Here is a 25,489-nt window from a genome sequence, read left to right on the forward strand (position 1 = left end):
CCCTCAGTAATTCGACGGCGGCAGTTTGGAATCGCTCGGCTCCACCGGGCAGACGGAATCCACCGCTTTCTTTTTCTCGGCCTGGCGGCGCACCGCAAGGAACAGTCCCCAGCAGGTTCCCGGCAGGGCGAACGCCGCAGCCAAACTCACTGTCACCTCGCTCAAGGTCCACCCAAGGTGGTCGATGGCATACCCGACCCACCAGTTGCTGAGACCCATCACCAATGTCAGCAGGGCCATTTCCGTGCTGAACACGCGGCCCAGAAACCGGTCCTCCGCTTCCAGGTGGATGAGCGCGGAACTGAACACCCAGATGATGGAACCAAAGAAAGTGACCAGCCCGATGCTCATCGCGGCGGTTCCCAGCGTGAACGATCGCGACAGAAAATAAAACCCGACGCCGCTGATGAAGAACGCGGAGAAAATAGACACTTGCAGGACGCGGGTGGAGTCGCCGAAAAAGCGTTTCACGAGGACGGGTCCCAACGCCGCACCCAGCCCGCGCGCGGAGTACATCAACCCCGTGGCCATGGAGATGGCGGCTTCGGTGGAGAACAGGCTGTTGGCATAGAGCGGGATGAGGGTCATCAACCCGCCGCCCAGCGCCAGCCCGGATTTCAAAAGCGCCAGCACGCCGACCACCGGTTGGCGCACGAGGTACTTCATGCCCTCCACCCAGTCGTTTTCTTTTTTGGCGCCCGTGGTTGCTTCCTGCGTGCGTGCGGCGGCTTTGGCCGGGAACTGAATGCGCGAGACGAAAAACGCGGACACGAGGAAGGTGAAGGCATCGATGACGAATGCGGTCTTGATGCCGAACAGGCTGACCAACCCGCCGCCCAGCGCCGCGCCCAGGGCCAGCATCACCGACCAGGTACTGCCGCTCAGGGCATTTGCCGTCACCAACTCCTGGCGCGTGCAAAGGGAAGGGATCACCGCACTGCGCGCCGGTTCAAAAAAACCCGCCAGTGCGATCTCCACCACCGCCAGCGAGTACAACAGCCACAGATCATTCTGGTCTTCCACCATAAGAAAGCCCAGCACCACGACGAAGCGAAGCACATCGGAAGCCATCATGATGGCGCGGCGGTCCATGCGGTCGATCAGCACGCCGGCGATGGGGCTGACGAAAAAAATCGGAAGGAGCTTGGCCATCATCACCGTGGCCATGGCCATGCCGGTGCCGCCGACTTTCAGCACCAGCGCAAAGATGGCGATGCTGTTCAGCCAGTCGCCGAGCTCGGAGACGACCTGCGCGTACCACAGGTTGCGGAACGGGCGGTTGGATTTGAGCAACCGGACGTAGCCGGCCGAGCGGTCGGTGGCCATGGTCGCGGATTCAGAAAAGGATGAGAGGGGCGGACGCGCGGACCCCGCACAACGGGTTCGGGCCGGGGGATTCCGGATGGATTACAGCACGGCGGAAGTCTTGATCTCCAGCACGCGCGCCACCAGCTGGCACACCTTTTCCGCGGGGATCGTCTGCGTGTTGAGCGACAGGTCGAAATGCGACGCGTCTTCGATGTCCTGCTTGAAATGATGGTGGATGAATTCCTGCCGTTCGCGGTCGATGCACCGCACCTGCGATTCCGCCTCGGATTGCGAAAGGTTTTTCAGGCGGGCGATGTGCGCCGCGCGGTAGGTGAAGGGCGCGGTGAGTTTCACGAACACGCCGTGCGGTTTGTCGGCGAGGATATAATGCGCGCCGCGGCCGATGAAGATCGCGCTTTCGTGGGTGACGATCACCTTCATCAGTTTCGACAGCTTCACCATGTATTCGTCCGAACGCAATGCCCCTGAAGAGATGAGGTAATGGATCCACTGGTCCAGTTGGTTGGCATGGTGTTCGTCGAGGGTTTCGATGAAACTGCGGCTCAGGGCGTCGCGGCTGGCGATGTGGTCCAGCAGGTTGCGCCCGTAAACCTTCCACTGAAACGTTTTTTCGAAGAGGGGAATCAGTTTTTCTTCCAGGCATCCGTAGTCCCGTGAAATGGCAATGAAGGGGAAAGCTCCGATGGCCATTGCCGTGCGCGCCCGGCCGGTTTTTTTGGCTTCCCATTCCTGAATTTTGTCCTCAATGATTTTTTCTGCTATGGACTCCGGCAAGGTGGCAGACATGATTCCCTCCTCCATGGTGAAGGGCGCCCGATGATTTTGATTCCAACAATAATATAGGGTATCCTCCGGCATTCCTCAAACTTAATTGCCGGAATTTCACCGAAATGAGGTGAAAGACCCTGCCGGAAATTACGTGAATGGGATAAAATAACAGTTCAAACTGGACCTCTTTTAAAACACTCACAAACGACCGCGACTTATGGAAGAAACCCCGCAGGAACTCGATGACAAGCTCGACCGGCTTGTTGGTAAAATTTCTCTCTGGACATCGCTCTTTCTGGCTACGGCTGTGACCGTCTGGTACGCCATGGCCAATCCACCCGACAGCGACGAACTGAAACGCATGCGCCTGTTCTTCAAGGAAAACGCGATCCAGGTCGGTGAGTTTCTGCGCCTGCCTTACGAAGAAAAAGTGAAGGCGGCGAAGAAAGCCGAACACCCGTTTTACCAGACCTACATGAAGGCCTCAGAGGTGGAGAAAGGGAAGATCAGCAAAATCTACCACGAGTCCATCGACTACACACCCTACCAGTACTGGTTCAATATATTTGGATTGTGGATGATCGGGTTTTCCGCTTTTTGGTTTATCGGCCTCATGATTCAGGGCGTGGTCAACCTCGTGCGCCAGCAGGAACCGGTGTGACGCGCCGGGAAACCCCCTGTGCCCCAAAGGGTCTTTTTTAGTGGGCCCGGAGACTCTTCGTCAACTACGGTTCTTCAGAATGACAGGCTGGCACGGGATCGGTCATTCTGAACGAAGTGAAGAATCGATGCGCTGGTTCCTTAGTCAGGCTGTGCAAGGGTCTCGCTCCCAAAGAGGTTCGCCATGAACGTCGATCAAATCCGCTTTGCCATTTTTCTGGGAGTGTTCGTGTTCCTGCTCGGACTGGAGTGGATGATTCCGCGCCACCCGACGGTGGATTCCAAGCTGAGGCGGCTGGGCATCAACCTCGGCCTGACGGGGGTGAACATCGTCCTGGTGAAGCTGTTTCTCAGCACCGCCGCCGTGGGCACGGCCGCCTTCGCCGCCGAACGCGGATGGGGCTTGTTCAATTTTCTGGACTGGCCCGTGTGGATCGAGGTTGTTCTCACCGTCGTGTTCTTCGATTTCATGATCTACCTGCAACACGTCGTGGTGCACATGATTCCCTTCTTCTGGCGGTTCCACATCGTGCACCATTCCGATCTGGATTTGGACGTGTCGTCCGCCCTGCGGTTTCATCCGGTGGAAATTCTGGGGTCGATGCTGTTCAAGATGGGGCTGGTGCTGGCGATCGGGCCGTCGGTGCTGGCGGTGATCCTCTTTGAAGCGGTGCTGAACGGCATGGCGCAGTTCACTCATTCCAATATTTACCTGCCGGAGCCGCTGGACCGCGCACTTCGCCGCCTGATCGTGACGCCGGACATGCACCGCATTCATCATTCGGAAGTGATGCGGGAGACCAACTCCAACTACGGCTTCAACCTTTCCATCTGGGACCGCATGCTGGGAACGTACATCGCCGATGCACAGAAAGCCCAGCCGGAGATCGTGATCGGGGTACCGCAATACAAGCGGCCGGAGCAGTTGACCTTCCGCCGGGTGGTGATGCTCCCGCTGTCCGCCGCCCCGCAGGGCGCGCCGCCCCGGCCCTCACCGTGACATCAACAAGCCCATGTGGGCTTAAAGGTGCCCGGCCGGGCCCTGTTGCAGGCTTGCCGGCGGGCTTGGGCCCGTGTCGGATTTTTTCCCATTGTCCGATTCATCCCTGATACAATTTTCCAATGTCCGTCAGGTATTACTGGATCAGTTTCATTGTCGTGCTGGTGCTGACGGTCGTCATCAGTTGGCTCCGACAGACACGCACGAAAAAAGAATTTTTCACCATCATGGCCGGTGTGGCCGGGGGGCTGGTCGTCATCGGCTTGCTCATTGCCGGACTGGGAAAACTGCTGGAGGCACTCGGCATCGCGCAGTCCGGATTTTTGTTTTGATCCGGGGTTTCCGCCGCCGAAGCCGCGGAAGAGGCGATCTTCAACAGGTCAGGAATTACGGAGTGGAATTGTGGGTACGAGCAACATGGAATTCAGCCCCATCATGTTCATCATCATGGGGATCGCGTTTGTATTCATATCCTTTTTCATGGGCATGATGATCCACTCCGCCTGGATGTACGAAGACTCGCCGAACCTGCCGCGCAACAGCAAGAAGGCCTGGATCCTCTGCATGGCCGCAGGGGCCGGGGTGACGGGCTGGATGTTCGCTTACGGATATTACGTGAATTTTTAGGCAGGTCCCGCCGAAACGGGGAAGGGCCGCGCCCGGCCCGGACTCGAAGTCAACTCGCCAGAATATCGATCAACCGCTCGCACTCGTTTTTGTATTCCTGGATGTCCTGTTTCTCCTGCTCGTCCAGGTCGTCCGTCATGTTTTCTTCCAGCAGTTCGATGGCGTCGTTCAGGCCGCCGGCGGCGATGTCCAACTCATGCTCCACCAGGGCGTATATGGAAGGGTTGGCGCGCAGTTTGTCATAAACGCGGCTGTACTTCGCTTTGTACTCCATGATGTCCCGCTTCTTCCTTTCGGGCAGGTCCGTTTTCAGTTCCATGTTGATATCCGAAATGGCGTCGTTCAAGGCCATCTTGATGGTTTCGATATCCTTCGCATTGATGGATGCCAGCGATTTCATTCGGTTCCTTCCATTCTAATTTCTGCGGGGTTGGCAATGGGGCGGAGGGCGGGGCCGGGAGGCCCGCCGATTCCTGACCTCATTATATGAAGAAATCCGGAGAAAAAAAAGCCCGCGTTTCCATTGGGAAACGCAGGCTTGGATTGGGGAGGTTACGCGTTGTTGACCTGAACTTTTACCGAGCGCGGCTTCATATCTTCCTTTTTCGGAAGCATGACGGTCAACACGCCGTGCTCCAGCTTGGCCTCGACCTTCTCGGGGTCGATGCCATCGCCCAGAGTGAAGGAACGTTCAAACCTGGTGTGGCTGAACTCCCTCAGGTGATACTTCTCATCTTCGGTTTTGCTCTCCGATTGGTGGTTGCCCTTGATGGTCAGATAACCATCGTGGATACCGACATCGATTTCCTCCTGCTTCCAGCCCGGAACGGCCGCAGTCAGGATATAACGGTCTTCTTTTTCCTCGATGTTGCAACGCAGGGATTCCTGCGCCTTGGAGACGGGTTCCCACAACGGAGCCCACGGGTTCATCTGGCCGAACCAGTCGGCATCTTCAAAAAACTTGTCCATGTAGGTTTTGGGTTTGTAACTCACAATCTTGGTCATGATCATCCTCCAAAGGATACGGGTTCACGCAATGCTTGGGTCCAGAATGGAGGATTCGGTACCGAGGAGCCTCGCATCTCTTGTTCAATAAATAAGACGTTTCGCGGACGTGTCAAGCCAGCCGCAAATTTTTTTTATGCGAGCCGGTACGGGCTTAAAAATGAATTGTTTTCGGGGGGCGGCGGCATTGCAGACAAGCACGCGGGAGGGGGCGGAAATTGGCCATGCGGGGGCGTGCGGGCGGTCACCTGCTTTCACGGACTTCGCGGTAAGCCGTTTCCACCGCTTCTTTCACCCGGGTGCGCCCGGCGTCGGAGGCATGAAGCAGAACCCACCAGAACCGATCCACCAACTGCTGGATCTCACCCGGGGTCATGCCCGGCACCAGCCGCTTGGGCTCGTGACCTTCCATGATCCATTCATAGCGCAGGTTGTAATGGCGGCTGATTTTTTCCGCCCAGGCGGTGGGGAAGCGCCCCCGTTTTTTGGCGCCGGAGACGGAGCTTTGCCGGATTTCGAGAAACCGCGCCAGTTGTTCCTGCGTCTGCAAGTCGGTTTCGAGGCGGATGCGGTTGAACGCGTCTGTGAATCCCATGCGTCGAATTTTGTGGTTTTCGAAACCTGACCTCAGGATGTTCTTATCCATGCGAGTTTTGATATTGCTTCCGGATTCTCTCGCAAGTCAGATATTTCGGCGTGAATTTTTATAGTTAAAAACTATAAAAATCAGCCCTCTTGTTTTTTCTGTTTTTTTGCGCGCTTTTGCCTGTTGCGGCATTCACCAAAGCTCATAATATTGATATTAGACATTCATGAACCCCGTACGGCCCGCACAGGGCGGAGGTGCCCGATGGTGAAGCGATGGAGTGGTTGGCTGTTGTGTATTCTGCTGGTCTTCGTTTTGGGAACGGGTTGCGCCACGGTTGCCCCCAACCAGGCGGCCCCCTCTCAATCCGGTGATTATAAAAATGGAGACAAAAGTCTCTACAAATATCCAGAACACGATTTCAACGAAGGCCGCATGGATTGAATATAAGGAGTGAGCGCCTCGGCTCACCCGGATCGGATCCCAGACAAAAACGAAAGAGGCCGGCGAAAAACCGGCCTCTTTTTTATTTGCTGATACCGCTCTGGATCGTTCTCTTCGGCTTCTACGGGAATTGGCCACACCGGTTGTCTTTACAACGATTCGATGCGCGTGATGCGCTCGGCGAACGACGGGTGGCTGGCGGATTCCGTCTGTGGTGCGTCCTGCAGGTGCGCCTGCATCCACTTTAGAAAATCCACGTACTCGGTTTTTCCCAATCCCAGTTTTTGCAGGTAGCGTACGGCCAGGCGGTCCGCTTCGAACTCATGCTCACGGCTCATCGCGGCGATTTCGGGGTCGATGGCTCCCGGCACGTGGCGCGCGCTGTTTTTGTAGGTATCGTGATCGAACAGCGACTTGAACCACTGCACGTAGGTTTTCGTCGCTTTCTCTACAAAGTGATCGGCCTCGATGTGCGCCATCTCGTGTGCGGCGATGCTCAACAGGTGTGGCTTGCCCGTGCGGCTCAATGCATTCAACAGGTCTTCGGTGATGTGCACGCGGTGATCGAATGTGGTCCACGCATTGGAAAGACGGTCTTTATAGACCACCCCCTCAAACTCCTCGCCCGGAAAGTTCGATGCGGCGATCTGGTCGATGCTCTCCTGCCAGCGGTTCTGTCCGGCGCAGGCGCCGGGTCCGCAGGGAACCTGCGCCATTTGTGCGGCGCAGGCGGACTGCAAGGTCAGCAGGATCAACAGCAGGCTTCGTTTCATCAGGCGGTTCAGGTTCATCCGTTCACTCAAAAATGGATCAAGATGGAAAGGAGCGTTGTAAACAGGCCCCGTTTCTATTGCCTTCAATATGGCGGCGGCCCGAGAGGGTTTTATGTGGGGATTGTGAGATTTTTGTTTGGGCGCGAAAAAGATGCAGATCGGGGGGACGGGGCAGGCGGGTTGCGCGAAAAGGCATGAAAAAAGCCCGGGTGCGCGGGGCGCCCGGGCCTTCTGTCCTTTATATATAAATCTGTAGCGAATGTGGTGGGCCCACCAGGATTCGAACCTGGGACCATCCGGTTATGAGCCGGGGGCTCTGACCAGCTGAGCTATGGGCCCGAAAGTGGTCAGCCCTCTATGAAACTGCGCAGTTTCTTGGACCGGCTGGGGTGCCGGAGCTTGCGCAGGGCCTTGGCTTCGATCTGCCGGATGCGCTCTCGCGTGACGGCGAAGTCCTGACCCACTTCCTCCAGCGTGTGCTCGGAGTCGAGGCCGATGCCGAACCGCTTGCGCAGAACTTTTTCCTCGCGGCTGGCCAGCGTGCCCAGCACCTTGAGCGTCTGCTCCTTGAGGTTCTTCTTCACCACGGAGTCGATGGGCGAGAGGACTTTCTTGTCTTCGATGAAATCGCCCAGGTGGCTGTTTTCTTCCTCGCCGATCGGCGTCTCCAGCGAGATCGGCTCCTTGGCGATCTTGAGCACCTTTCTCACCTTGTCCACCGGCAGGCTCATTTTTTCGGCGATCTCCTCCGGCGTCGGTTCGCGTCCCAGCTCCTGCACGAGGTGGCGGGAGACGCGGATGAGCTTGTTGATGGTCTCGATCATGTGCACCGGGATGCGGATGGTGCGGGCCTGGTCGGCGATGGCGCGGGTGATGGCCTGACGGATCCACCACGTGGCGTAAGTGCTGAACTTGTAACCGCGGCGGTATTCGAACTTGTCCACCGCCTTCATGAGGCCGATGTTGCCTTCCTGGATGAGATCGAGGAACTGCAGGCCGCGGTTGGTGTATTTCTTGGCGATGCTGACGACGAGCCGCAGGTTGGCCTCGGCCAGTTCGCGCTTGGCGGTTTTGTCTTTCACCCGGCCGCGGGCGATGGTGCGCACCGTGGCGAGCAATTGGTCCTTCGAGGTGTTGGTTTCCTTCTCGATCTTCTTGATCTTGCGCCGGCACGCCTGCGCGACTTTCATGTGCTTGTCGTACTGGGCGCGGGTGACGACCTTGTTCGACGGCAGTTTGACGCTTTTCTGCTTGGTCCAGTTCTTGGCCTGCCTCTTCACTTCGGCCAGAGACATGCCGAGCTCTTTTTCGATCATGCGCTCCTGCTTGCCTGCTTCCCGGAAGCGGGCGGCGATCTCGTAAATCTTTTCGATGATGCCGTCCATCACCTCACTGCTCAGGTTGAGATCGAGCACCATGTCTTCCAGCTTCTTCTGCTGTTCGGTTAATTCCTTCTCCACCTTCTCGCGCATCTTGTCGGAGAGCTTGCTCTCATTGCGCTCGCGCAGGCGGAACACCTTTTTCTCCTGCGCCAGCAGGTTGCGGATGGCCTTTTGCAGGCGCTTGACCTCTTCCTTTTCATCGACTTCTTTTTTCTCGTCCGGCTCGCCCTGGTTGATGACTTCAAACACGTTGATGAGGCCTTCCTTGATGGACTCACCGAGGCAGACGATTTCGTAGATGGTCACCGAACAGTTGGCCACGGCGGAAAGCACTTCGTTCTGGCCTTCTTCGATGCGCTTGGCGATCTCGACCTCGCCCTCGCGGGTGAGCAGGGAAATGGTTCCCATCTCCCGCAGGTACATGCGGACCGGATCGTCGATACTTACGGTGTCGGTTTTGGTTTCAGTCATGTTTTCCTCCACCGCCGCCTCGTCCTTGTCCGAATCGTCTTCTTCTTCCGTGCTCTTGTCCTCTTTCATGGCGGAATCGACAATGTCGATTTCATTTTCGCCGAACAGGTGCATCAGGTCGTCGATTTGATCCGGCGCCACGAGATGCGACGGCAGGACGTCATTCACCTCTTCATAGGTGAGGTAACCCTTTTCCTTGCCCAGTGAGATGAGCTGGTTGATTTCCGAAACATCCGCGATTTTGTCCGCATTCGACATGAGGTCCGACTCTCCTGTTTTATGAATTCCAACGGTTTCTATTAATAGGATGCAAATAATTCAATCGGGTATCAGGGAGAATTGCATTTTCCTCACCTGGTCGTGCAATTGCCGGGAGCGATCGTCGTCCCCGGCCCGTGCCGCTTCGTTGCGCTGCCGCCTTAAATCGTTGATTTCGTCCTGGATGGTTCGTTTGCGAATCTCCAGGATGCAGTCGGAAACCGCCCGTTTCAGGTTGTCGAAGGTGAGCGGGGCGAGCCCGATGCGGGTCAGCACCGATTTCACCTCCGTATCTTCAACATGGTCCAACAGGCGGTGAAGCGCAAGCGGTTGATCGGCATCGATCAATTCGTAAAGAAATTGGGCCGTTTTTCGGCATTCCGGACGGCGGAACCCCTCGATGGGCACCGAGCGGCGGATTTCCACCGCCGCTTCGGCATCGGTTAGCATGAGGTGGAGCAGATACCATTCCGGGCTGTGCGTCACGGGTTGTTCCCGCACCGGGGCTTTGACGCGCGGTTTGTTTTGTGCCAGCGTTTTCCTCAGTTCGTCCAGCAGGGCCCGGTCTTCCACCCCCACGGTTTCGGCAATGTGGCGCACGTACTCACTGCGCTCGACGGCATTGGTCACCCTGGTGAGAAGCGGCAGGAGGCGGTTGATGAGGTCGAGCTTGGCCTCCGGCGTTTTGGGCGGCGCTTCTTTCATCGCCTTCTGCACCACGAAATGGATGTAGGGCGGCGCCTGTTCCACCCGCGACAGCAACGCGCCCGCGCCCTGCTTGCGGATGAGAGAATCCGGGTCCTCGCCTTCCGGCAAAGCCACCATGTACACGTTGAGTCCCTGCTCTTTCAGCACCTCGAACGCACGCGCCGCGGCCTGGAGCCCCGCGTTGTCCGCGTCGAACACCAGCACCGCGTTGTGCGTGTATTGCTTGAGCATGGACGCCTGCTGCGGCGTGAGGGCGGTGCCGCAGGTGGCGACGGTGTTCTGCATGCCCGCCTGCCAGGCGCGGAGTTGGTCGAAATAACCCTCCACGATCAGCACCCGGTCGTGCTGGCGGATGGCGGTCTTCGCCAGGTTCATGCCGAACAGATGGCTTCCCTTTTTATAAACCGGGGTTTCCGAACTGTTCAGGTACTTCGGATCGCCGTCCCCCAGCACGCGGCCGCCGAAGCCGATGACCTGCCCCTGCGCGTCGCGGATGGGAAAGATGAGACGACCGCGGAAACGGTCGTATTCGACACCCTTTTCCTGGTTGCGGATGATGAGCCCGTACTTTTCCAACTGCGCCCGCGTGCATTTGGTCTTCTTTTCAAGGTGCGTCAGCAGGCCGCGCCACTCGTCCGGCGCCCAGCCCAACTGGTACGCGTCGATCACTGCATCGTCGAAGCCGCGCGATTCCAGGTACTGCCGCGCCGGCTTGCCGTGCTGGGGGTGTTTCAGGTTCTGGGCGAAATAGCCCGCGGAAAGCGAATTGACGTGGAGCAGGGTTTCCCGTTCCGAAGGGGCGCCGGTGGAACGCAGGGCGGATTCCGGGATGGTGACGTGATAGCGCGCCGCCAGTTTCTTCACCGCCTCGACGAAGGTGAGGTCCTCCGTCTCCATCAGGAACTTGAATACGTTGCCGCCCGCACCGCAACCGAAGCAGTGGTAGATCTGCTTGTCGGGGCTGGCGGTGAACGACGGTGTCTTTTCCTGATGAAACGGGCACAGGCCTTTGTAGTTCTTGCCCGCCTTTTTCAGGTGAACGACGTCGCTGACGACATCGATGATGTCGGCCCGCTGGCGTACGTCTTCAATAACCTGTTCCGGGATGTGCTGTTTCAACGGTAACGGACCGGCTTGTCGAGGATTGATGGATGAGAACCGCCGCTGTTACCGGGGTTCCATTGCCTTTGGGTTGTGAGTGGGACTGTGGCGTACGGGAACGTTCACCCAGCCAGCATTTCCGTGACAAGCGATCGAATCCGGTCGCCATCCGCCCGGCCTTTGAATTCCGGTGCGACGACCTTCATCACCTTTCCCATGTCTTTGGGAGATTGCGCGCCGGTTTCGGCAATGACTTCCTGAATGCGTTTGCGCAATGCATCCTCCCCCACCTGTTCCGGCAGATAGTCTGCCAGAATGGCCATTTCCTGCTCTTCCTTTTCTTTCAGATCGGCGCGGCCGCCTTTTTCATAAAGCACTGCGGCCTCTTTTCTTTTTTTTATCTGGGTGGACAAGAGAGCGGTGATTTCCTCGTCCTCCAGTTCTTTGCGGAGATCGATTTCCCTGTTTTTGATTTCAGCGGAAACCAGACGCAAGGTCTCGACTTTGAGGGATTGCTTTGATTTTAAGGCCTCTTTGAGGTCCTGAAGGAGCTTGTCTTTGAGTCCCATAACCCTTTTCAAATAAACAAAAAAATATAGGGCCGGGTCCGGGTTTTGTCAATAGATGTCCCGCAAAATGAATTTTTTGTAGGATTTTTTCCTACACATAAGCGGAAACTGATTGATAATATTAGGGCTAATGGGTGCTTGAAAAAACAGCACCCTCAAAATGGGGGGCACCCACCAAGACATTTTTGTCGTCGGCCCGGGACGGCGGTACAATTCAAAATCTGTACGCCAAAAGGTTGTATTTGTTATGCAAGTTGAATTTCCTGTTATTTAGGGAGGTTGATTGATCTTGAAACGGTATCTCTTGAAAAGCCTCGCGTTGATCTGGGTGGCGGCCGCTTTGCCGGTCTATGCGGAAACCGGGAACGGCGCTAACATTTTCCAGGCCATGGAAGAGGAGATGGCCCGCTCAATGAAAGAGCTCAAGGTGGACGACTTTGGTCCGCCTTATTTCATCAATTACCAGGTGCGGCATCACGACCGCGCGGAAGTGGTGGCCACCTTCGGCGCGCTTCTGGAATCGGACATCAAGCAGAAGCAGACGCTGTTTGTGGACGTGAAGGTGGGCAAGCCGGAGTTCGACAGCTCGCATCCGCAAAGCCATCAGTACGTCACCGAGTCGCTGATTCCGCTGGATCACCACGTCGATGCGCTCCGGCGCGCCCTGTGGTATGAAACCGATCTGCGCTACAAGCAGGCCATCGTCAACCTGCTGAAGAAGAAAGGGCGGTTCATCAGTGGGGTGGAAAGCCACGAGATCGCCGACTTCTCCCCCGGCAAGCCGCCGCGGGAACGGTTGGGACCGATTCCTGAATGGAAGCCGCGCATGGAAGAATGGGAGGCGCTGGCCAAAACCGTCTCCGAGCGGTTCCACCACGCGGAGGATATCGAGAAGTCCAAGGTCGAGGTGTACGCCAACCGCACCATCCGGTACTACTACGATTCCGAAGGCAACAAGATCCGTGAAGGCAAACTGCACTACGGCATTGTCATCGATGGCTGGGTGCGCTCTTCGGAGGGTGACCGCCTGCATGACGAGGAATCCGTTTACCTGCAGGCAGGCGACGCTTTCCCCACCGAGGAAGAACTGCTGGCGCGGGCCGACCGGCTGATCGATTCCCTGCAGAAGTTGAAGCGGGCGCCGCGCATGGACCCGTACATCGGTCCGGCCATTTTCAGTCCGGATGCCACGGCGGTGCTGTTCCATGAAGCGCTGGGCCACCGGCTGGAAGGCGACCGCCTGCGGCAGGACCGCGATGGCAAGACCTTCCTCAAGAAAATCGGGCGGCGCATTCTGCCGGAGTTTTTGTCCGTGACGGACAACCCGGAGATGACCCGCTTCCAGGGCACGCCTTTGCTCGGTCATTACCGGTTCGACGACGAGGGGCAGGAAAGTGAAGAGGTGGTGCTGGTGGAAAAAGGCACCTTACAGAACTTTCTCCTCACGCGCATGCCGGTGCTGGGTTTCAGCCACACCAACGGCCACGCTCGCGGTGATGGTGTGCACGCGCCCATGTCGCGCATGAGCAATTTCATCATCGAGTCCAAGTCGCAGGTGGATGCGGCGACGTTGAAGCAGAAGCTCATCGAGGAAGTTCAGCGGCAGGGCAAGCCCTTCGGCCTGTTCGTGAAAAAGATCATCGGCGGCGAGACGCACACCGAGGGCAGTGGATTCCAAGTGTTCAAGGGAGAACCGCTGTATCTCTACAAAGTGTATCCCGATGGACAGGAGGAATTGGTGCGCGGTGTTGATTTTGTGGGCACGCCGCTCTCAATGATCGGCAAGATCATGGTCACCGGGCAGGACCGGGAAGTGCTCAATGGGTTCTGTAGTGCGGAATCCGGGTCGATTCCCGTCACCAGCATCGCCCCCAGCGTGCTGTTGCGTGAGGTGGAGTTGCAGGGCGCGAAGAAGGTACGCGTGCGCCCGCCGATCCTCGCGCCGCCTGTGGTGTCCGCGTCGATGCAGTGAGCTTTTTCAGCAAAATAAAAAACGGCCGGGAGATGTCTCCCGGCCGTTTTTCAGACCCATCCTTCCCAAACTTCAGGCCGGCTTTCCGATTTTGGGGAAGTTGACGCCTTCGGTTTCAAGTTTTAATACCCGGAAAGCCGACCCAGCCAAACGACGTTGACTCACTTACAGATGACCTTCAACTTAGCTTTGCCCATCGTGGCATTCACGATGCGCGCCTCGTCGAAGAGGGGGCCTTTGGTCGGTCCCCGTTCACCCGGGGCTACGGCGAAAATCGAGACGCCGTCTTTTTTATAGCCCAGCGTCTCATTGGGTTCCAACTGGTCCCAATCGTAATTGTCACCATTACCCCGGGCGATCCGGACCCGGGCCATTTCATCCCCGCTCAGATTCTGAACGGTGATGTCCTTGTTGCAAAAGGCCGTGGTCCCAGGCTCCAGGATCATTTCTTCGTTGTTCATGCCTTCCACAAACCAGGGCTCGACAGTCTTTTCACCCGCGCCCAGTGCCGTGCTGGCGCTGAACGCTAGCATGGAACAAATTGCGATGCCGGTAAAAAGTGTTTTCGTCCCTCTCATGAATAACCTCCAATCTGTATCCAATGAAGGACCCGCTCACGCGGGCCCGGTTTAAAAGTGTGAGGCCAAACAAGCCAAGCAAAGTTGACTTACTTGCAAAGCACCTTCAATTTCGCACTGCCCATGGTTCCATTGACAATGCGGGTTTCATCCACATGCTGGCGGGATCCAGCGTCGCCAGAAAAAATCGACGTACCGTCTTTTTTGTATCCGAGGGATTTCATGGGGTCGATCTGATCCCAGTCATAATTGTCCCCGTTGCCCCGGATGATCTGTACGTGCGCTTCTTCACTGTCACTCATGTTTTGAACCGTAATATCCTTGTTGCAGTAGGCCGTGGTGCCCGGTTCCAAAATCGTTTCCGCCTGGTTGTAGCCCTCAAGGAACCAAGGTTCGACCGTCATCTCCTCCGCTCCAGCGGAGTTGGCGCCGAAAACCGCCATGGCACCGATCAACGCAAACGCCAAAACCGCTTTCTTGCTTTTCATGGAAAGACCTCCATCCTCACTTTTTGTATGTGATGTTGTTATTTAGGCAGGCTCATTCCCAAAAACGGGAAATCCTCTCTATTCCAGAATCAATACAAATTGGATGCCAAACCGAGGGATGGCTGTAACACCTTGATTTGATTCTCTTTGTAAATTGGGGAGTTAAAAGGAGAGTGGCGAAAACCGGCCAAATTCCGCCCAAATTGAGTAGGTTTTCTGTAAGTACTTGTTTTTGCTGACTATCACTTTGGCGGAATTCCACCGAGTCGACGAAAATTAGCCACCGGTTTGCGGGGTGCCTATATTGGTTTTATAACCTTTTATCAAGGTATTTTCGATATTCCTCGCTTATAGAGGTGAGTGAAATGAAGTTTGATCTGCATCAGGTTCTCGATTCGGCGCGGGACGGCATTTTCATCGTGGGGCGGGACCACCGGCTGGTTCTGTTCAACCATGCCTGCGAGGAGTTGTACAACGTATCCCGCGAGGATGTGATCAACAAGGCCTGCTGGAAGCTCTCGGATTTTGAAAAAAGCTGGCGGGAGGCGGCCAGCGCGGGCGGTCGCATTTCTTATGGCGAATTGGGTGCGAAAAAAGAACGCATGGTCCTGCCGCACAAAAGCGGCAAGCAGGTGTGGGTGGAAACCATCTACACCCCCATCCTCGATGAAGAGACCAATGAAATCGCCTACGTCATGGGTGTGATCAAGGACATCACCGAGCTCAAGGACATGGAGCGCGAGAAGGAACGCCTGCAGATGGAGATCGGCAAGATCCGCGGCGAGTTGGGATCGAAGTACGACTTCTCCAGCATCATCGGCCGTTCGACGCCGATCATGCAGGTCATGAAGCTGGCCGCCGAAGTGGCGCAGGAAAACACGACGGTGATGCTGGTGGGGGAAAGCGGCACGGGGAAGGAACTGGTGGCCAAGGCCATCCACTACAACAGCCGCCGCGCGGACAAACCGTTTGTCGCGCTCAACTGTTCGGCGTTTCCGGAAACATTGATCGAAAGCGAATTGTTCGGTTACGAAAAAGGCGCGTTCACCGGCGCGGAAAAAGCCAAGCCGGGCAAAATCCAACTCGCCTACGGCGGCACGCTGTTTCTGGACGAAGTGACGGAGATGTCGCCGGCGACGCAGGCGAAGATTCTGCGCGTCATCCAGGAACGCGAGTTCGAACCGCTGGGCTCGGTGAAACCGCAACGCGCGGACATCCGCATCATCGCCGCCACCAACAAGGATCTGGAAGCGCTGGTGGAGAAAGGGCAGTTCCGCGACGACCTGTTCTACCGCCTGTTCGTGTACCCGATCACGATCCCGCCCCTGCGCGAGCGGCCGGAAGACCTGGAGCCGCTCATCGAGCACCTGCTGGAAAAGTTCAACCACGACATGGCCAAGCGCATACAGGGCATCGCGCCGGAGGCCCTGCAGATGCTGAAGAACTACCACTGGCCCGGCAACGTGCGCGAACTGCAGAATGTGATGGAACGGCTGATGATCCTGTCCAAGGGAGAAACCATTCAGGTGGACGACCTGCCCCATTACATCGTGGAGGCCATGAAGCTGAGCCATTCCCGCGAGCCGGGAACGGGCGACGGCATTCCCCCGGGATTTTCGCTGGAGAATTCAGTCAACCGGTTTGAAAGCAGAATCATTCAGCAGGCGCTTCAGCAGTGCGGCCAGAACAAGTCGCGCGCGGCGAACCTGCTGGGCCTGTCGCGGTCCACGTTCCGTTACAAGCTGTCGCGGTTGAAGGGGCTTATAAACCGGAACTGAGCGTGGTCAGTACATCAGGTATTCGCGGCGGAGTGGCAGGAAGGCCTGCGTGTCCGGCTCCCACGACTGTTCGATATCGAGCAGGGAGAGGTCCGCGCCGAGCAGGCGTTCCCGCAATTCGGCGTTGCCGTACAACAGGTCGATCGCCGGAATGTCGGTGATGAATTCATAGGGTTTGTCACGCCAGGCGAACACTTCAGGAAACTCCTGCGAGATGGCGCGCAGGATGGCGATGCCGGTGATGAGCGGTTTGAAGCGTTCCCGGTGCGTGACCTGCAAGAACACCCCCGCGCACACCTCGCCCTGATGCTTTTGGAATCCCGGTTTGAAATACCGTGGAAGAAACTGCACGCCCGGCAGGTTTTTGCGGTTCAAGCGTTCCGCCAGCCGGTAGGCATCGATTCCCGGCGCGCCGCATTGCTCGAAGGGCAGGGTGGTGCCGCGGCCTTCCGACAACTGCGTCGCCTCCAGCAGGCACATGCCGGGATACACGGTCGCCGTGGACACGGTCGGCATGTTGGGCGAGGGCGCCATCCACGGCAGGCCGGTTTCGTCGTACCACATGTCGCGGTGCCAGCCTTCCATGTGAACCACGCCCAGGTCGCACCCGATTTCGAAATGTTCGTTGAACAGGCAGGCCAGCTCGCCCGCCGTCATGCCGTGGCGGTTGAGGATGGGGTACTGCCCGACGAACGATTGAAACCCGTCGCTCACGCAATTGCCTTCCACCTGGTGACCGTTGATGGGGTTCGGCCGGTCGCACACCACCATGCGCACCCCCGCTTTCTTGCAGGCTTCCATGCAGAACGCCATCGTGTAAATAAACGTGTAGTAGCGCGAACCGATGTCCTGGATGTCGAACACCACGGTGTCGAGATCGGCGAACAATTCGGCTGAGGGGCGCAGGGAGGCTTCGTCGTGTCCGTACAGGCTGTGGATGGCGAGGCCGGTGCCGGGATCGACGGAGGAGTCGACCGACTCCATGTCCTGCGCCACGCCGTAGAGCCCGTGCTCCGGAGCCAGCAGTTTCGCCAGCTCGATTTCATCGTGTTCCTGGAAATGGAGCCAGCCGTAGCGCCCGTCGCCGGCAATGCAGGTGTGGTTGGCGACCAGCCCCACGCGCCTGCCTTTGAGGATATGAAACGGGTCGGCCAGCAGACGGTCCAGGCCGGTTTTGACGTGAGTCATGGTGTGCCTGCTTTCGCTCGGTCCCTATGTGGATGAGGGAAACTTGTATCTCTTGGGTATTACGATGATATTGGATTCCTTGTCTACATGAAACCGTTTTTCGTCTTCGGCGGGGTCGTAGCCGATCACCGTGCCCGGCGGCACAAAAACGTCCTTGTCGATGATGGCCATGTTGATCTTGCAGTTGGGACCGATGTGCACGCGGTCCATGAGGATGGAATTGATGACCGCCGCCCCGCCTTCCACCATCACGCTTCTTCCCAGCACGCAGTCCTGCACGATGCCGCCGCTGATGATGCTTCCTTCCGACACCAGGCTGTTCACCGCCTGTCCGCGCCGCCCATCCACATTGAACACGAACTTCGCCGGCGGCAGGCCGAACGAGGTGGTCTTGATCGGCCACTTGCGGTTGTACAGGTTGAAGATCGGCTTTATGTTGCGCAGGTCCATGTTCGCTTCCCAGTAACTGCCGATGGTGCCGACGTCGCGCCAGTAGCCGATTTCCTCCTCGGTGATGTCCGGCACACGGTTGGTCGCGAAGTCGTAGGCGTACACCGCGTGGTCGCCGAACACCGAAGGCAGGATGTCCTTGCCGAAATCGTGGGAAGATTCCACCTTGTCCGCGTCGGCAAACAACACTTCGGTCAGAAACTTGGCGTTGAACAGGTAGTTGCCCATCGAGACGTAGGCGAGGTTCGGCCGGTCCGGGATGGGCGTCGGCTTTTTCGGCTTTTCCTGAAACCCGATGACGCGTCCGTGTTTGTCCACCTGGATCACGCCGAACTGATGCGCCTGGTCCAACGGCACCGGGATGGCGGAGATGGTGACGTCCGCCTGCTTTTCCGTGTGGTACTGCACCATCTGCTGGATATCCATGCGGTAGATGTGGTCCGCGCCGAAGATGGCGACCAGATCGAAGTCCCGGTCCTGCACCAGGTTGATGTTCTGGTAAATGGCGTCGGCGGTGCCGCGATACCAGCTTTCGCCGGTGCGCTTCTGCGCCGGAACGGGCAGGATGAAATGGTCGGCCAGAATCGAGCTGAACCGCCAGCCTTCCTGCAGGTGTTCGGTGAGCGACTGGCTTTTGAACTGGGTGAGGACGTAGATGGCGTAGATACGGGAGTTGATGAAGTTGCTGAGGACGATATCGATCAGCCTGTACTTGCCGCCGAAGGGGACGGCGGGTTTGGCCCGTTCGGCGGTCAGCGGGTACAGGCGGCTTCCCTCGCCCCCGGCCATGATCATGCCCAGAATTTTCATCGTGTTTGTGCTCCAGTTCGTAAAAAGGGGAAAAGGGGAATTGCCCAACCGTTCTTATTTTAATGCTTTTGGATTGAATAGCAATCGACAGGCATGGGAATTCAACTTGATTTCAGATTTGGCCATTGTGTACAATCGCCGCATGAATCTCAAAAGCTGGATCAGCGCAGGGTTAATCTTTTTGGTGTGTTGCGTGGCTTCTGCCGCTTCGGCATCCCCGCACGGCCACACCATGGAGAAGTCCCCGTTTGCCAAAAAGCACGGGGTGCACGCCCTGCACTGCGCTCTTATGGGCCACGACATTCACAACCCCTGCCCGCATTACACGCCCCAGCGGGCCTTGCATGATCGTTGCGAATTGTCCAGCGACTGCCCGCACCCGGCCCAGCCGGCTCCTTCCCAACGGCTTGGGTTTTCCTTTTCGATGGCATTGAATGCCGTTCCGGCGGAAATCCGCACCGCGCACGCGGTGTTGTGTCTGGATCCCAACCCGCCTCTCTCCCTTCAAGGTTTTAGTTTTCTTCCCGAGCATCCTCCCCGGCGTTCCTGAAAATTCCTTGTTGAATCACTGACCCGATTGCAAACGCACTCGGAGTGTATCCCCGTATTGCGGATTGCACCGGAGGCGGCGGTTTATCCGTGTCCGGCGCGGGTTGGAATTTCTGGAACCCTGATGATTGCGGATTCTGCTCATGAAACACGCTCGTGTTGTTTTGATATTTTGTTTTGTTTTTTTAATGGGTTTTGTTCCCGGTCCCGTTTGGGCGGAAAGTACGGAGAAACCCATTTCGCTCGATGACCTGGAAGATCAGGAACTGAAGGCGGATGCGTTGGAGGATTTGAATGTCAATCCCCTGCAACAGCGGCTGTCGGGCAAGGCGTATGATGACCCGGCCCTTCAAACGCAGATCACGGGTTATGCCGTGACTTCGTACAAGTACAACGACAGCGGTGTCGGCCATCATGACATCGGCAACGAAATGCACTTCGGCCAGAGCTCGGCCGAGACCAACGACTTCGCCTTCGACGTCATCGCCTTCGGCTTCACCCGCCGGTTTTCCGACTGGGCTTGGGTGAACGCGTCGGTGGAGGTCGGTTTGCACAACGGTCACGACGGCGTGGAAACCGAAGTCGGACTGGACCAGGGAGACATCAACCTGATGGCGCCCATTGGCAACGGCCTGGTCTTCACCCTGGGAAAGATCAACTCGCCGGTCAGTTTTGAGCCGGAGGACGCGCCGTTCCTTTTGCAGACCACGCAGTCGCTGGCATACCAGTTTGCCTCGCCGGTGAAGATGACAGGTGCCATGGTCACCTATCCCCTGGGATTGAACCTGGAGGTGCGCGGCATGGTGTTCAACGGCTGGCAGGACACCGGCGACAACAACGACGGCACCAGCGGCCTGTTCCAGATCGGTTACGCGCCGTACTACTGGCTGAACACCAAGTGGTCGTACCTGTGGGGACCGGAAACCTCCGGTAACGATCACGACGCCCGGCAGGTGCTGGATTTCGTCGCCACCATCACGCCGTTCAAGGACTGGCTGATCGGCATGGAGTTGGCCTACGGCTGGGACAACAACCTGTCCACGGTGAATCCCGGCCAGGATGCGAAGTGGTGGGCCGGGCAGGCCACGGTGCATCACGACTTCACCCGCTGGTTCGCCACCACGGTGCGGTACAGCTTTTTTGACGACCGCGGCGGCCGGCCGGACCTGCACGATTCCCAGAAACGCACCATGCAGGAGATCACCTTTGCACCGATCTTCCACCTGTCCCCCGATTTCATGGGGTACATGGGCATGGGCATGATCCCGCAGTCGCAACATCTGGTTTCGGCGATCGACCTGCGGTTCGAGTACCGACGCGATTGGGTCGACGAAGAGGGCCCCGGGTCCTTCTTTGAAGATGAAAAAGGCAATCCGACCGATTTCCGCAACGCGTTCTTTGTGGAGTTGGTAGCGAGATTCTGACCATGAATTGGACTTCATTGCATGAAATGTGGGTTTTGCCATACAGGCATATGAAAACCTAGGAGAAACGATGATGAAGAAAATGATTTTAACTGCAAGCATTCTGTTACTGATCGGGCTTCTGGTTCAGCCGGTGTGGGCGCACGTCACACCCAATGTGCGCCTGCTCACCACGCGTGAAACCGTCTCGCAATTGTTGCCCAAGGGCAATCTGTTCGTGAAGAAGGTCAAGCTCACCGAGGATCAGCAAAAGAAGTTGAATTCCTACGACAACTGGAGAACGCAGGTAGATGAGTTCAAGTTTTACATCAGCCGAGACAAGCAGGACAAGCTCATCCGGAGCATGGTGTCGATGACTCAGATCACCCGTCATGGTCCGCTGGTGGTCGCCGTTGCCCTGAATCCTGACGGCACCGTGGCCGACGCGCTGGTCACCGATTCCATGATGGAACCCATGACCTGGGTGTCGCCGATTTTGAAATCCGATTTCATGAAATCGTTCCGGGGGAGGGGTAGTGATATGTCGTTGAAGCTGGCTGACAAATGGAAAGAACAATTCTCGGGCATCAGCCAGGACTTCGCCCGGGTCATTGCCAATGCCGTGAAAGAAGCTGCCCAGTTGTACGAGGTCGTCTTCAAAAGCGGTTCGTGAACCGTTCCGGGCTTCCGGGGGAGTACAATGGTATTAGGCCGGTCAAGCGGGAGGGAATCGCTCGGCCGACATTGGCAATGCTTTCAGGAGTCGCTGAGGATGGAACGGGCTAACAAACATTCAAAAAGGAAAACAGGCGTTCTGTTTGCGGCGGCGTTGATGCTGTGCGTGATTATGGGGATCGCGGCCACGGCTTGGGCGGATGACTTCATGCGTCCGGTCATCCGTTACCTCACGCTGAAAGAAACGGTCGAAGCCCTGTTGCCGTCTGCGGAGGAGTTGAGCAAGCGCAACGTTCAGCTTTCACATCGCAAGCTGGAAAAACTGCGCCGTCTCAAAAACTGGGACACGAACGACGACACCTTCGTCTTCTTCCACGCCAAAACGAAGGAAGGCAGAATCACGCGGACGCTGGTCACTTTCCGCGAATACATCCGGCAGGGCGGAGTCCTGCTGATGGCGGTGTCGCTGGACAACGACGGCCGCATCCTGGAGGTGCGCCTGATGGAAGCGCCCAACTTCGTGATCCAGTGGATCCAACCTATATTGAGAAGCGATTACCTGGATTCTTTCAAGGGCAAGGATCACCGGCTGGACCTGGAACTCGGCCCCGAGTACCGCGACCGGTTTTCCGGCATCACCCAGCAGTTCGCACTGAAAATGGCCAACGCTGTGAAAAAATCGGCGCAGTTGTTCATGGTGGAATTTTACGTGAAGTGAATGCGGAGACCGGGAGAGGTCAGCGTGGCTGAGGCCAGTAGGTCTGCGGCGGCCGGGTGGGGTCGGGCCGCTTCTTGCTGAAGAATTCCTCGAGCAGCGCAAACGAGTCGCGCCAGGTGACGTTCAGGTGCGCGATGTGCACGAAGCGATCGAGGATGTGTTGCGCGCGGAAGTCCCCGGTGAGGTAAATGTTGTTGCCGAGCGTCCAGGTCTTGATGATCCCCGCCTCCTGAAAATCCTCCGCCTTGTAAAACGGATCGCCCTTGGCCAAGGGCACGCCGGGCTGGGTGACGTCGCCCCTCGGCGAATTGAAATGCGCGCTGCCGCCTTCCCAGAACAGGCCGTATACGTAAGTGTCCCACACCGTGGCGAACACGCGAAGCGCCACGCCTTCGTCATCCACCTGCGGCAGGCCGGGGGGATCGTCCTGGTTGACCAGGTAGTGGATGGTGAAGCCGATATTGTCCAGAAAACTGCCGGGGTGTGCGATCTTGCTGTGGTGGTAGGTGTAACCGGTGCCGAAGCCGTAGCTCAGGTTGTTCCACACGCCGGGACCGCTGTTCTTCTGCCCGCCCAGGTGCACCCAGTAAATCTGCGCGTCCACCATGAAGCCGCCCGCCTTCAACTGCGTGTAGTTGCCCACCGCCAGCTTTTCCCGTTTCGTCTGCGTCTCCCGCTCCTCCCAGCTCAGCCACGTGTCTTGAAGGATGTGTTGCGTGTCGCCGCGGATCTGGAAGCCCTGCTCGATGGGCTCGATATAACGCAGGTTGTCGTTGAAGAACGCGTCGTGCAGGGGATGGTTCCGGTCGATGGTGCCGGCGGTGAACTGCCAGCCCGGAGCGAATCCCCAGTGCAGGGAGATGATGGGATCGACGCCGGAGACGCGGTCGTCCTCGCCGAAGGGGAAATCGAAAAACGCGCCGACGTCCACCGCCACCGCCGGTGCGATGGCGTAACGGAAGTAGGTTTTGGTCTGGTTGCCGATCAGCGTGAAGCCTTCATTGATGGCGTCGATGTTCGTGTGTTCCTGGTTGTACACGAAGGTCTGGTTTTCCACCACAAAGTGGAGCGGGGAATCCGCCATCGCGGGGCGCGGCACCATCAGGAACAAGCATCCGGTCAGCCACAGGGCCAGAAATCCGGTGGCGGTCCTCAAAAACGGTCGATTGGAATTGGGAATGGGGATCAACGCGGTCAGCGACTCGAAAGTGCCACGGGGAGTGGCGGGGTCCATAACAAACAAGAGCCGTACCTTACCATTAAAAGCGGACGGGTGGGAGAGAAAGATGTGGGATGGAACTCCGCCCGGAACGCCGACAGTCCCTGGCCTCTCCAGCGCGGTGAGTGGTGTCCGTCGCTCACCGGTAACTTATAACTGATTGATTTTTAAAATTATATTTGATTTGCGATCAGGTGTCAACCGGAATTGGTAAATCCTCCCGGTGGATTGGCTCGAATTTCACCCTCCATAACGGGCAAAAAAAATCCCCGGTCCCAAACGGGACCGGGGACTCTATTCAAAAAGGAGGGGGGCTTACATCATGCCGCCCATGCCTCCCATTCCGCCCATGCCTCCCATGCCGCCGCCGTGGGCGTGGCCATGGTCGTCTTTCTCTTCCGGCAGGTCGGTGATCATTGCTTCCGTGGTCAGCAACAGGGCGGAGATGCTGGCCGCGTTCTGCAATGCAGTGCGGGTGACCTTCGCCGGGTCGATGATGCCTTCCTTCAGCATGTCCACGTACTCGCCGGTGCGGGCGTCGAAGCCGTTCGAGCCCTTCAGGCTTTTCACCTTCTCGACGATCACGGTGCCTTCTTCACCGGCATTGGCGGCAATCTGCCGAACCGGCTCTTCCAGGGCGCGGCGGATGATCTTCACGCCCAGGTTGTAGTCGTGAGTGCCATTGAGCTTGTCGAGCACGTTGAGACAGCGCAGGTACGCCACGCCGCCGCCGGGCACGATGCCTTCCTCGACCGCCGCACGGGTTGCGTGCAGGGCGTCCTCGACGCGGGCTTTCTTCTCCTTCATCTCGGTCTCGGTGGCTGCACCGACCTTGATGATGGCGACGCCGCCGACCAGCTTCGCGAGGCGTTCCTGCAGTTTCTCGCGGTCGTAGTCGGAGGTGGTCTCATCGATCTGTGCGCGGATCTGTTTGACCCGGGACTGGATCTCGGAAGGTTTGCCCTTGCCGTCCACGATCACCGTGTTGTCCTTGTCGATGGTGACGCGCTTGGCGCGGCCCAGATCGTCCAAGGTGATGTTCTCCAGTTTCACACCAATGTCCTCGGTGATCACCTGGCCGCCGGTCAGGATGGCGATGTCGTTCAACATGTCCTTCCTGCGATCACCGAAGCCCGGAGCCTTGACGGCGCAGACGTTCAGGGTGCCGCGCAGCTTGTTGACCACCAGGGTCGCCAGCGCTTCACCTTCCACCTCTTCGGCCACGATGACCAGCGGCTTGCCGCCCTTGGCCACCTTCTCGAGAACCGGCAGGAGGTCTTTCATGCTGGAGATTTTCTTCTCGTGCAGGAGCAGGTAAGCGTCTTCCAGAACCGCTTCCATGCGCTCCGCATCGGTGACGAAGTAGGGCGACAGGTAACCGCGGTCGAACTGCATGCCTTCCACGATTTCCAGTGCGGTCTCCATGCTCTTCGCCTCTTCGACGGTGATGACGCCGTCTTTACCGACTTTGTCCATGGCTTCGGAGATGATTTCGCCGATGGCGGTGTCGTGGTTGGCGGAGATGGTGCCGACCTGGGCGATTTCCTTCTTGTCCTTGGTCGGTTTGGAGAGCTTCTGGATGGCGGGGATCACTGCGGCCACGGCGTCTTCGATACCCTTCTTGATTTCCATCGGGTTGGCGCCGGCGGTGACGTTCTTCATGCCTTCGCGGAAAATGGCCTGCGCCAGAACGGTCGCCGTGGTGGTGCCGTCACCGGCGTTGTCGCTGGTCTTGCTGGCGACTTCGTTGACCATCTGCGCGCCCATGTTCTCGAACGGATTTTTCAGTTCGATTTCCTTGGCCACGGTCACGCCGTCCTTGGTGATCAACGGAGAGCCGAATTTCTTGTCGATGACCACGTTGCGGCCCTTGGGGCCGAGGGTCAGCTTTACGGTGTCGGCGAGCTGGTTGACGCCGGACAGAATCTTGTGTCGTGCTTCCTCGTCATATACGATTTGTTTTGCCATTGTTATATCGTA

26 protein-coding genes and 1 tRNA gene are annotated in these 25,489 nt (G+C 57.6%); 11 read left to right on the forward strand and 16 right to left on the reverse strand.

Features of this window, described 5'->3' with window-relative positions; genetic code table 11:
* Nucleotides 1-3: 3 nt before the first annotated feature.
* Both J2S31_RS04335 and J2S31_RS04340 read right to left on the reverse strand, forming a co-directional pair.
* The gene (locus J2S31_RS04335; protein WP_237097837.1) at nt 4-1,326 is read right to left on the reverse strand and encodes an MFS transporter; all 1,323 of its coding nucleotides are present in this window, start codon (nt 1,324-1,326) and stop codon (nt 4-6) included.
* 81 nt (nt 1,327-1,407) lie between these two features.
* Nucleotides 1,408-2,115, reverse strand: coding sequence for a cytidylate kinase-like family protein (locus tag J2S31_RS04340; protein ID WP_237097838.1), 708 nt, complete (start codon nt 2,113-2,115; stop codon nt 1,408-1,410).
* Between the two features lie 199 nt (nt 2,116-2,314).
* Here J2S31_RS04340 and J2S31_RS04345 point away from each other — a divergent pair, with 199 nt between their 5' ends.
* The 4 genes from J2S31_RS04345 (at nt 2,315) to J2S31_RS04360 (ending at nt 4,384) form a co-directional block, all read left to right on the forward strand.
* Nucleotides 2,315-2,758, forward strand: coding sequence for a hypothetical protein (locus tag J2S31_RS04345; protein WP_237097839.1), 444 nt, complete (start codon nt 2,315-2,317; stop codon nt 2,756-2,758).
* A 183-nt stretch (nt 2,759-2,941) separates the two neighbouring features.
* Entirely contained in the window at nt 2,942-3,757 is an 816-nt protein-coding gene (locus J2S31_RS04350) for a sterol desaturase family protein (RefSeq protein WP_237097840.1), read from the forward strand.
* A 122-nt stretch (nt 3,758-3,879) separates the two neighbouring features.
* Nucleotides 3,880-4,089 (forward strand): hypothetical protein, encoded by a 210-nt coding sequence (locus J2S31_RS04355; protein WP_237097841.1) that lies wholly within the window; start codon nt 3,880-3,882, stop codon nt 4,087-4,089.
* A 70-nt stretch (nt 4,090-4,159) separates the two neighbouring features.
* A complete protein-coding gene (locus J2S31_RS04360; protein WP_237097842.1) occupies nt 4,160-4,384 on the forward strand; it encodes a hypothetical protein in 225 nt (74 codons plus the stop codon).
* A 49-nt stretch (nt 4,385-4,433) separates the two neighbouring features.
* Here the strand turns inward: J2S31_RS04360 and J2S31_RS04365 are convergent, their stop codons facing one another.
* The 3 genes from J2S31_RS04365 to J2S31_RS04375 all read right to left on the reverse strand — a co-directional run bounded on the left by J2S31_RS04365 (nt 4,434) and on the right by J2S31_RS04375 (nt 5,984).
* Nucleotides 4,434-4,784 carry a hypothetical protein gene (locus J2S31_RS04365; RefSeq protein WP_237097843.1) on the reverse strand — a complete coding sequence of 117 codons (351 nt, stop codon included), beginning with the start codon at nt 4,782-4,784 and terminating at the stop codon, nt 4,434-4,436.
* Between the two features lie 152 nt (nt 4,785-4,936).
* Nucleotides 4,937-5,389 carry an Hsp20/alpha crystallin family protein gene (locus J2S31_RS04370; RefSeq protein ID WP_237097844.1) on the reverse strand — a complete coding sequence of 151 codons (453 nt, stop codon included), beginning with the start codon at nt 5,387-5,389 and terminating at the stop codon, nt 4,937-4,939.
* Nucleotides 5,390-5,633: 244 nt separating this feature from the next.
* Nucleotides 5,634-5,984, reverse strand: a complete 351-nt coding sequence (locus J2S31_RS04375) for a helix-turn-helix domain-containing protein (RefSeq protein ID WP_237097845.1) — start codon at nt 5,982-5,984, stop codon at nt 5,634-5,636.
* Between the two features lie 255 nt (nt 5,985-6,239).
* On the opposite strand from J2S31_RS04375, the gene J2S31_RS04380 reads away from it, so the two are divergent.
* Nucleotides 6,240-6,419, forward strand: a complete 180-nt coding sequence (locus J2S31_RS04380) for a hypothetical protein (RefSeq protein WP_237097846.1) — start codon at nt 6,240-6,242, stop codon at nt 6,417-6,419.
* A 149-nt stretch (nt 6,420-6,568) separates the two neighbouring features.
* On the opposite strand, the gene J2S31_RS04385 is transcribed toward J2S31_RS04380, so the two are convergent.
* The 5 genes from J2S31_RS04385 to J2S31_RS04405 all read right to left on the reverse strand — a co-directional run bounded on the left by J2S31_RS04385 (nt 6,569) and on the right by J2S31_RS04405 (nt 11,681).
* Nucleotides 6,569-7,210: a M48 family metalloprotease gene (locus J2S31_RS04385; RefSeq protein ID WP_237097847.1), complete on the reverse strand. Its 642-nt coding sequence runs from the start codon at nt 7,208-7,210 to the stop codon at nt 6,569-6,571.
* 244 nt (nt 7,211-7,454) lie between these two features.
* Nucleotides 7,455-7,531 (reverse strand) — tRNA-Ile (locus tag J2S31_RS04390).
* Between the two features lie 8 nt (nt 7,532-7,539).
* Entirely contained in the window at nt 7,540-9,303 is a 1,764-nt protein-coding gene (gene rpoD / locus J2S31_RS04395) for an RNA polymerase sigma factor RpoD (protein WP_237097848.1), read from the reverse strand.
* 60 nt (nt 9,304-9,363) lie between these two features.
* Nucleotides 9,364-11,130 carry a DNA primase gene (gene dnaG, locus J2S31_RS04400; protein ID WP_237097849.1) on the reverse strand — a complete coding sequence of 589 codons (1,767 nt, stop codon included), beginning with the start codon at nt 11,128-11,130 and terminating at the stop codon, nt 9,364-9,366.
* Nucleotides 11,131-11,234: 104 nt separating this feature from the next.
* Complete coding sequence (locus tag J2S31_RS04405) at nt 11,235-11,681, reverse strand: GatB/YqeY domain-containing protein (protein WP_237097850.1); 447 nt, start codon at nt 11,679-11,681, stop codon at nt 11,235-11,237.
* A gap of 289 nt (nt 11,682-11,970) precedes the next feature.
* Here J2S31_RS04405 and J2S31_RS04410 point away from each other — a divergent pair, with 289 nt between their 5' ends.
* Complete coding sequence (locus J2S31_RS04410) at nt 11,971-13,653, forward strand: TldD/PmbA family protein (protein WP_237097851.1); 1,683 nt, start codon at nt 11,971-11,973, stop codon at nt 13,651-13,653.
* A 161-nt stretch (nt 13,654-13,814) separates the two neighbouring features.
* Here the strand turns inward: J2S31_RS04410 and J2S31_RS04415 are convergent, their stop codons facing one another.
* Together J2S31_RS04415 and J2S31_RS04420 are read right to left on the reverse strand one after the other, a co-directional pair.
* Nucleotides 13,815-14,231, reverse strand: a complete 417-nt coding sequence (locus J2S31_RS04415; RefSeq protein ID WP_237097852.1) for a hypothetical protein — start codon at nt 14,229-14,231, stop codon at nt 13,815-13,817.
* 89 nt (nt 14,232-14,320) lie between these two features.
* Complete coding sequence (locus tag J2S31_RS04420; RefSeq protein WP_237097853.1) at nt 14,321-14,719, reverse strand: hypothetical protein; 399 nt, start codon at nt 14,717-14,719, stop codon at nt 14,321-14,323.
* Between the two features lie 365 nt (nt 14,720-15,084).
* Between J2S31_RS04420 and J2S31_RS04425 the strand changes: the two genes are divergently transcribed.
* A complete protein-coding gene (locus tag J2S31_RS04425) occupies nt 15,085-16,497 on the forward strand; it encodes a sigma-54 interaction domain-containing protein (RefSeq protein WP_237097854.1) in 1,413 nt (470 codons plus the stop codon).
* A 6-nt stretch (nt 16,498-16,503) separates the two neighbouring features.
* Here the strand turns inward: J2S31_RS04425 and J2S31_RS04430 are convergent, their stop codons facing one another.
* Nucleotides 16,504-17,685 (reverse strand): exo-beta-N-acetylmuramidase NamZ family protein, encoded by a 1,182-nt coding sequence (locus tag J2S31_RS04430; RefSeq protein WP_237097855.1) that lies wholly within the window; start codon nt 17,683-17,685, stop codon nt 16,504-16,506.
* Nucleotides 17,686-17,709: 24 nt separating this feature from the next.
* Nucleotides 17,710-18,945: a glucose-1-phosphate adenylyltransferase gene (glgC, locus tag J2S31_RS04435; protein WP_237097856.1), complete on the reverse strand. Its 1,236-nt coding sequence runs from the start codon at nt 18,943-18,945 to the stop codon at nt 17,710-17,712.
* Between glgC and J2S31_RS04440 the strand changes: the two genes are divergently transcribed.
* The 4 genes from J2S31_RS04440 (at nt 18,929) to J2S31_RS04455 (ending at nt 22,290) form a co-directional block, all read left to right on the forward strand.
* Nucleotides 18,929-19,495, forward strand: coding sequence for a hypothetical protein (locus tag J2S31_RS04440; protein WP_237097857.1), 567 nt, complete (start codon nt 18,929-18,931; stop codon nt 19,493-19,495). The genes glgC and J2S31_RS04440 overlap by 17 nt on opposite strands.
* Nucleotides 19,496-19,682: 187 nt before the next feature.
* On the forward strand, nt 19,683-20,918 hold the full coding sequence (locus J2S31_RS04445) for an outer membrane beta-barrel protein (protein WP_237097858.1): 1,236 nt from the start codon (nt 19,683-19,685) through the stop codon (nt 20,916-20,918).
* A 70-nt stretch (nt 20,919-20,988) separates the two neighbouring features.
* Nucleotides 20,989-21,570, forward strand: coding sequence for a hypothetical protein (locus J2S31_RS04450; protein WP_237097859.1), 582 nt, complete (start codon nt 20,989-20,991; stop codon nt 21,568-21,570).
* 210 nt (nt 21,571-21,780) lie between these two features.
* The gene (locus J2S31_RS04455; RefSeq protein ID WP_237097860.1) at nt 21,781-22,290 is read left to right on the forward strand and encodes a hypothetical protein; all 510 of its coding nucleotides are present in this window, start codon (nt 21,781-21,783) and stop codon (nt 22,288-22,290) included.
* 19 nt (nt 22,291-22,309) lie between these two features.
* Here the strand turns inward: J2S31_RS04455 and J2S31_RS04460 are convergent, their stop codons facing one another.
* Nucleotides 22,310-23,524 carry a hypothetical protein gene (locus J2S31_RS04460; RefSeq protein ID WP_237097861.1) on the reverse strand — a complete coding sequence of 405 codons (1,215 nt, stop codon included), beginning with the start codon at nt 23,522-23,524 and terminating at the stop codon, nt 22,310-22,312.
* Nucleotides 23,525-23,824: 300 nt separating this feature from the next.
* Nucleotides 23,825-25,477 carry a chaperonin GroEL gene (gene groL / locus J2S31_RS04465; protein WP_237097862.1) on the reverse strand — a complete coding sequence of 551 codons (1,653 nt, stop codon included), beginning with the start codon at nt 25,475-25,477 and terminating at the stop codon, nt 23,825-23,827.
* Between the last annotated feature and the right edge of the window lie 12 nt (nt 25,478-25,489).

The organism is Nitrospina gracilis Nb-211, from assembly GCF_021845525.1.
GTDB classification, from domain to species: domain Bacteria; phylum Nitrospinota; class Nitrospinia; order Nitrospinales; family Nitrospinaceae; genus Nitrospina; species Nitrospina gracilis_A.

Coding starts and splice junctions, on each gene's coding strand:
- J2S31_RS04335 (WP_237097837.1), bottom strand. CDS start 1,326: ATGGCCACCGACCGCTCGGCCGGCTACGTCCGGTTGCTCAAATCCAAC.
- J2S31_RS04340 (WP_237097838.1), bottom strand. CDS start 2,115: ATGTCTGCCACCTTGCCGGAGTCCATAGCAGAAAAAATCATTGAGGAC.
- J2S31_RS04345 (WP_237097839.1), top strand. CDS start 2,315: ATGGAAGAAACCCCGCAGGAACTCGATGACAAGCTCGACCGGCTTGTT.
- J2S31_RS04350 (WP_237097840.1), top strand. CDS start 2,942: ATGAACGTCGATCAAATCCGCTTTGCCATTTTTCTGGGAGTGTTCGTG.
- J2S31_RS04355 (WP_237097841.1), top strand. CDS start 3,880: ATGTCCGTCAGGTATTACTGGATCAGTTTCATTGTCGTGCTGGTGCTG.
- J2S31_RS04365 (WP_237097843.1), bottom strand. CDS start 4,784: ATGAAATCGCTGGCATCCATCAATGCGAAGGATATCGAAACCATCAAG.
- J2S31_RS04370 (WP_237097844.1), bottom strand. CDS start 5,389: ATGACCAAGATTGTGAGTTACAAACCCAAAACCTACATGGACAAGTTT.
- J2S31_RS04375 (WP_237097845.1), bottom strand. CDS start 5,984: ATGGGATTCACAGACGCGTTCAACCGCATCCGCCTCGAAACCGACTTG.
- J2S31_RS04380 (WP_237097846.1), top strand. CDS start 6,240: ATGGTGAAGCGATGGAGTGGTTGGCTGTTGTGTATTCTGCTGGTCTTC.
- J2S31_RS04385 (WP_237097847.1), bottom strand. CDS start 7,210: ATGAACCTGAACCGCCTGATGAAACGAAGCCTGCTGTTGATCCTGCTG.
- rpoD (WP_237097848.1), bottom strand. CDS start 9,303: ATGTCGAATGCGGACAAAATCGCGGATGTTTCGGAAATCAACCAGCTC.
- J2S31_RS04405 (WP_237097850.1), bottom strand. CDS start 11,681: ATGGGACTCAAAGACAAGCTCCTTCAGGACCTCAAAGAGGCCTTAAAA.
- J2S31_RS04415 (WP_237097852.1), bottom strand. CDS start 14,231: ATGAGAGGGACGAAAACACTTTTTACCGGCATCGCAATTTGTTCCATG.
- J2S31_RS04420 (WP_237097853.1), bottom strand. CDS start 14,719: ATGAAAAGCAAGAAAGCGGTTTTGGCGTTTGCGTTGATCGGTGCCATG.
- J2S31_RS04425 (WP_237097854.1), top strand. CDS start 15,085: ATGAAGTTTGATCTGCATCAGGTTCTCGATTCGGCGCGGGACGGCATT.
- J2S31_RS04430 (WP_237097855.1), bottom strand. CDS start 17,685: ATGACTCACGTCAAAACCGGCCTGGACCGTCTGCTGGCCGACCCGTTT.
- J2S31_RS04440 (WP_237097857.1), top strand. CDS start 18,929: ATGCCCAGAATTTTCATCGTGTTTGTGCTCCAGTTCGTAAAAAGGGGA.
- glgC (WP_237097856.1), bottom strand. CDS start 18,945: ATGAAAATTCTGGGCATGATCATGGCCGGGGGCGAGGGAAGCCGCCTG.
- J2S31_RS04445 (WP_237097858.1), top strand. CDS start 19,683: ATGGGTTTTGTTCCCGGTCCCGTTTGGGCGGAAAGTACGGAGAAACCC.
- J2S31_RS04450 (WP_237097859.1), top strand. CDS start 20,989: ATGATGAAGAAAATGATTTTAACTGCAAGCATTCTGTTACTGATCGGG.
- J2S31_RS04455 (WP_237097860.1), top strand. CDS start 21,781: ATGCGTCCGGTCATCCGTTACCTCACGCTGAAAGAAACGGTCGAAGCC.
- J2S31_RS04460 (WP_237097861.1), bottom strand. CDS start 23,524: ATGGACCCCGCCACTCCCCGTGGCACTTTCGAGTCGCTGACCGCGTTG.
- groL (WP_237097862.1), bottom strand. CDS start 25,477: ATGGCAAAACAAATCGTATATGACGAGGAAGCACGACACAAGATTCTG.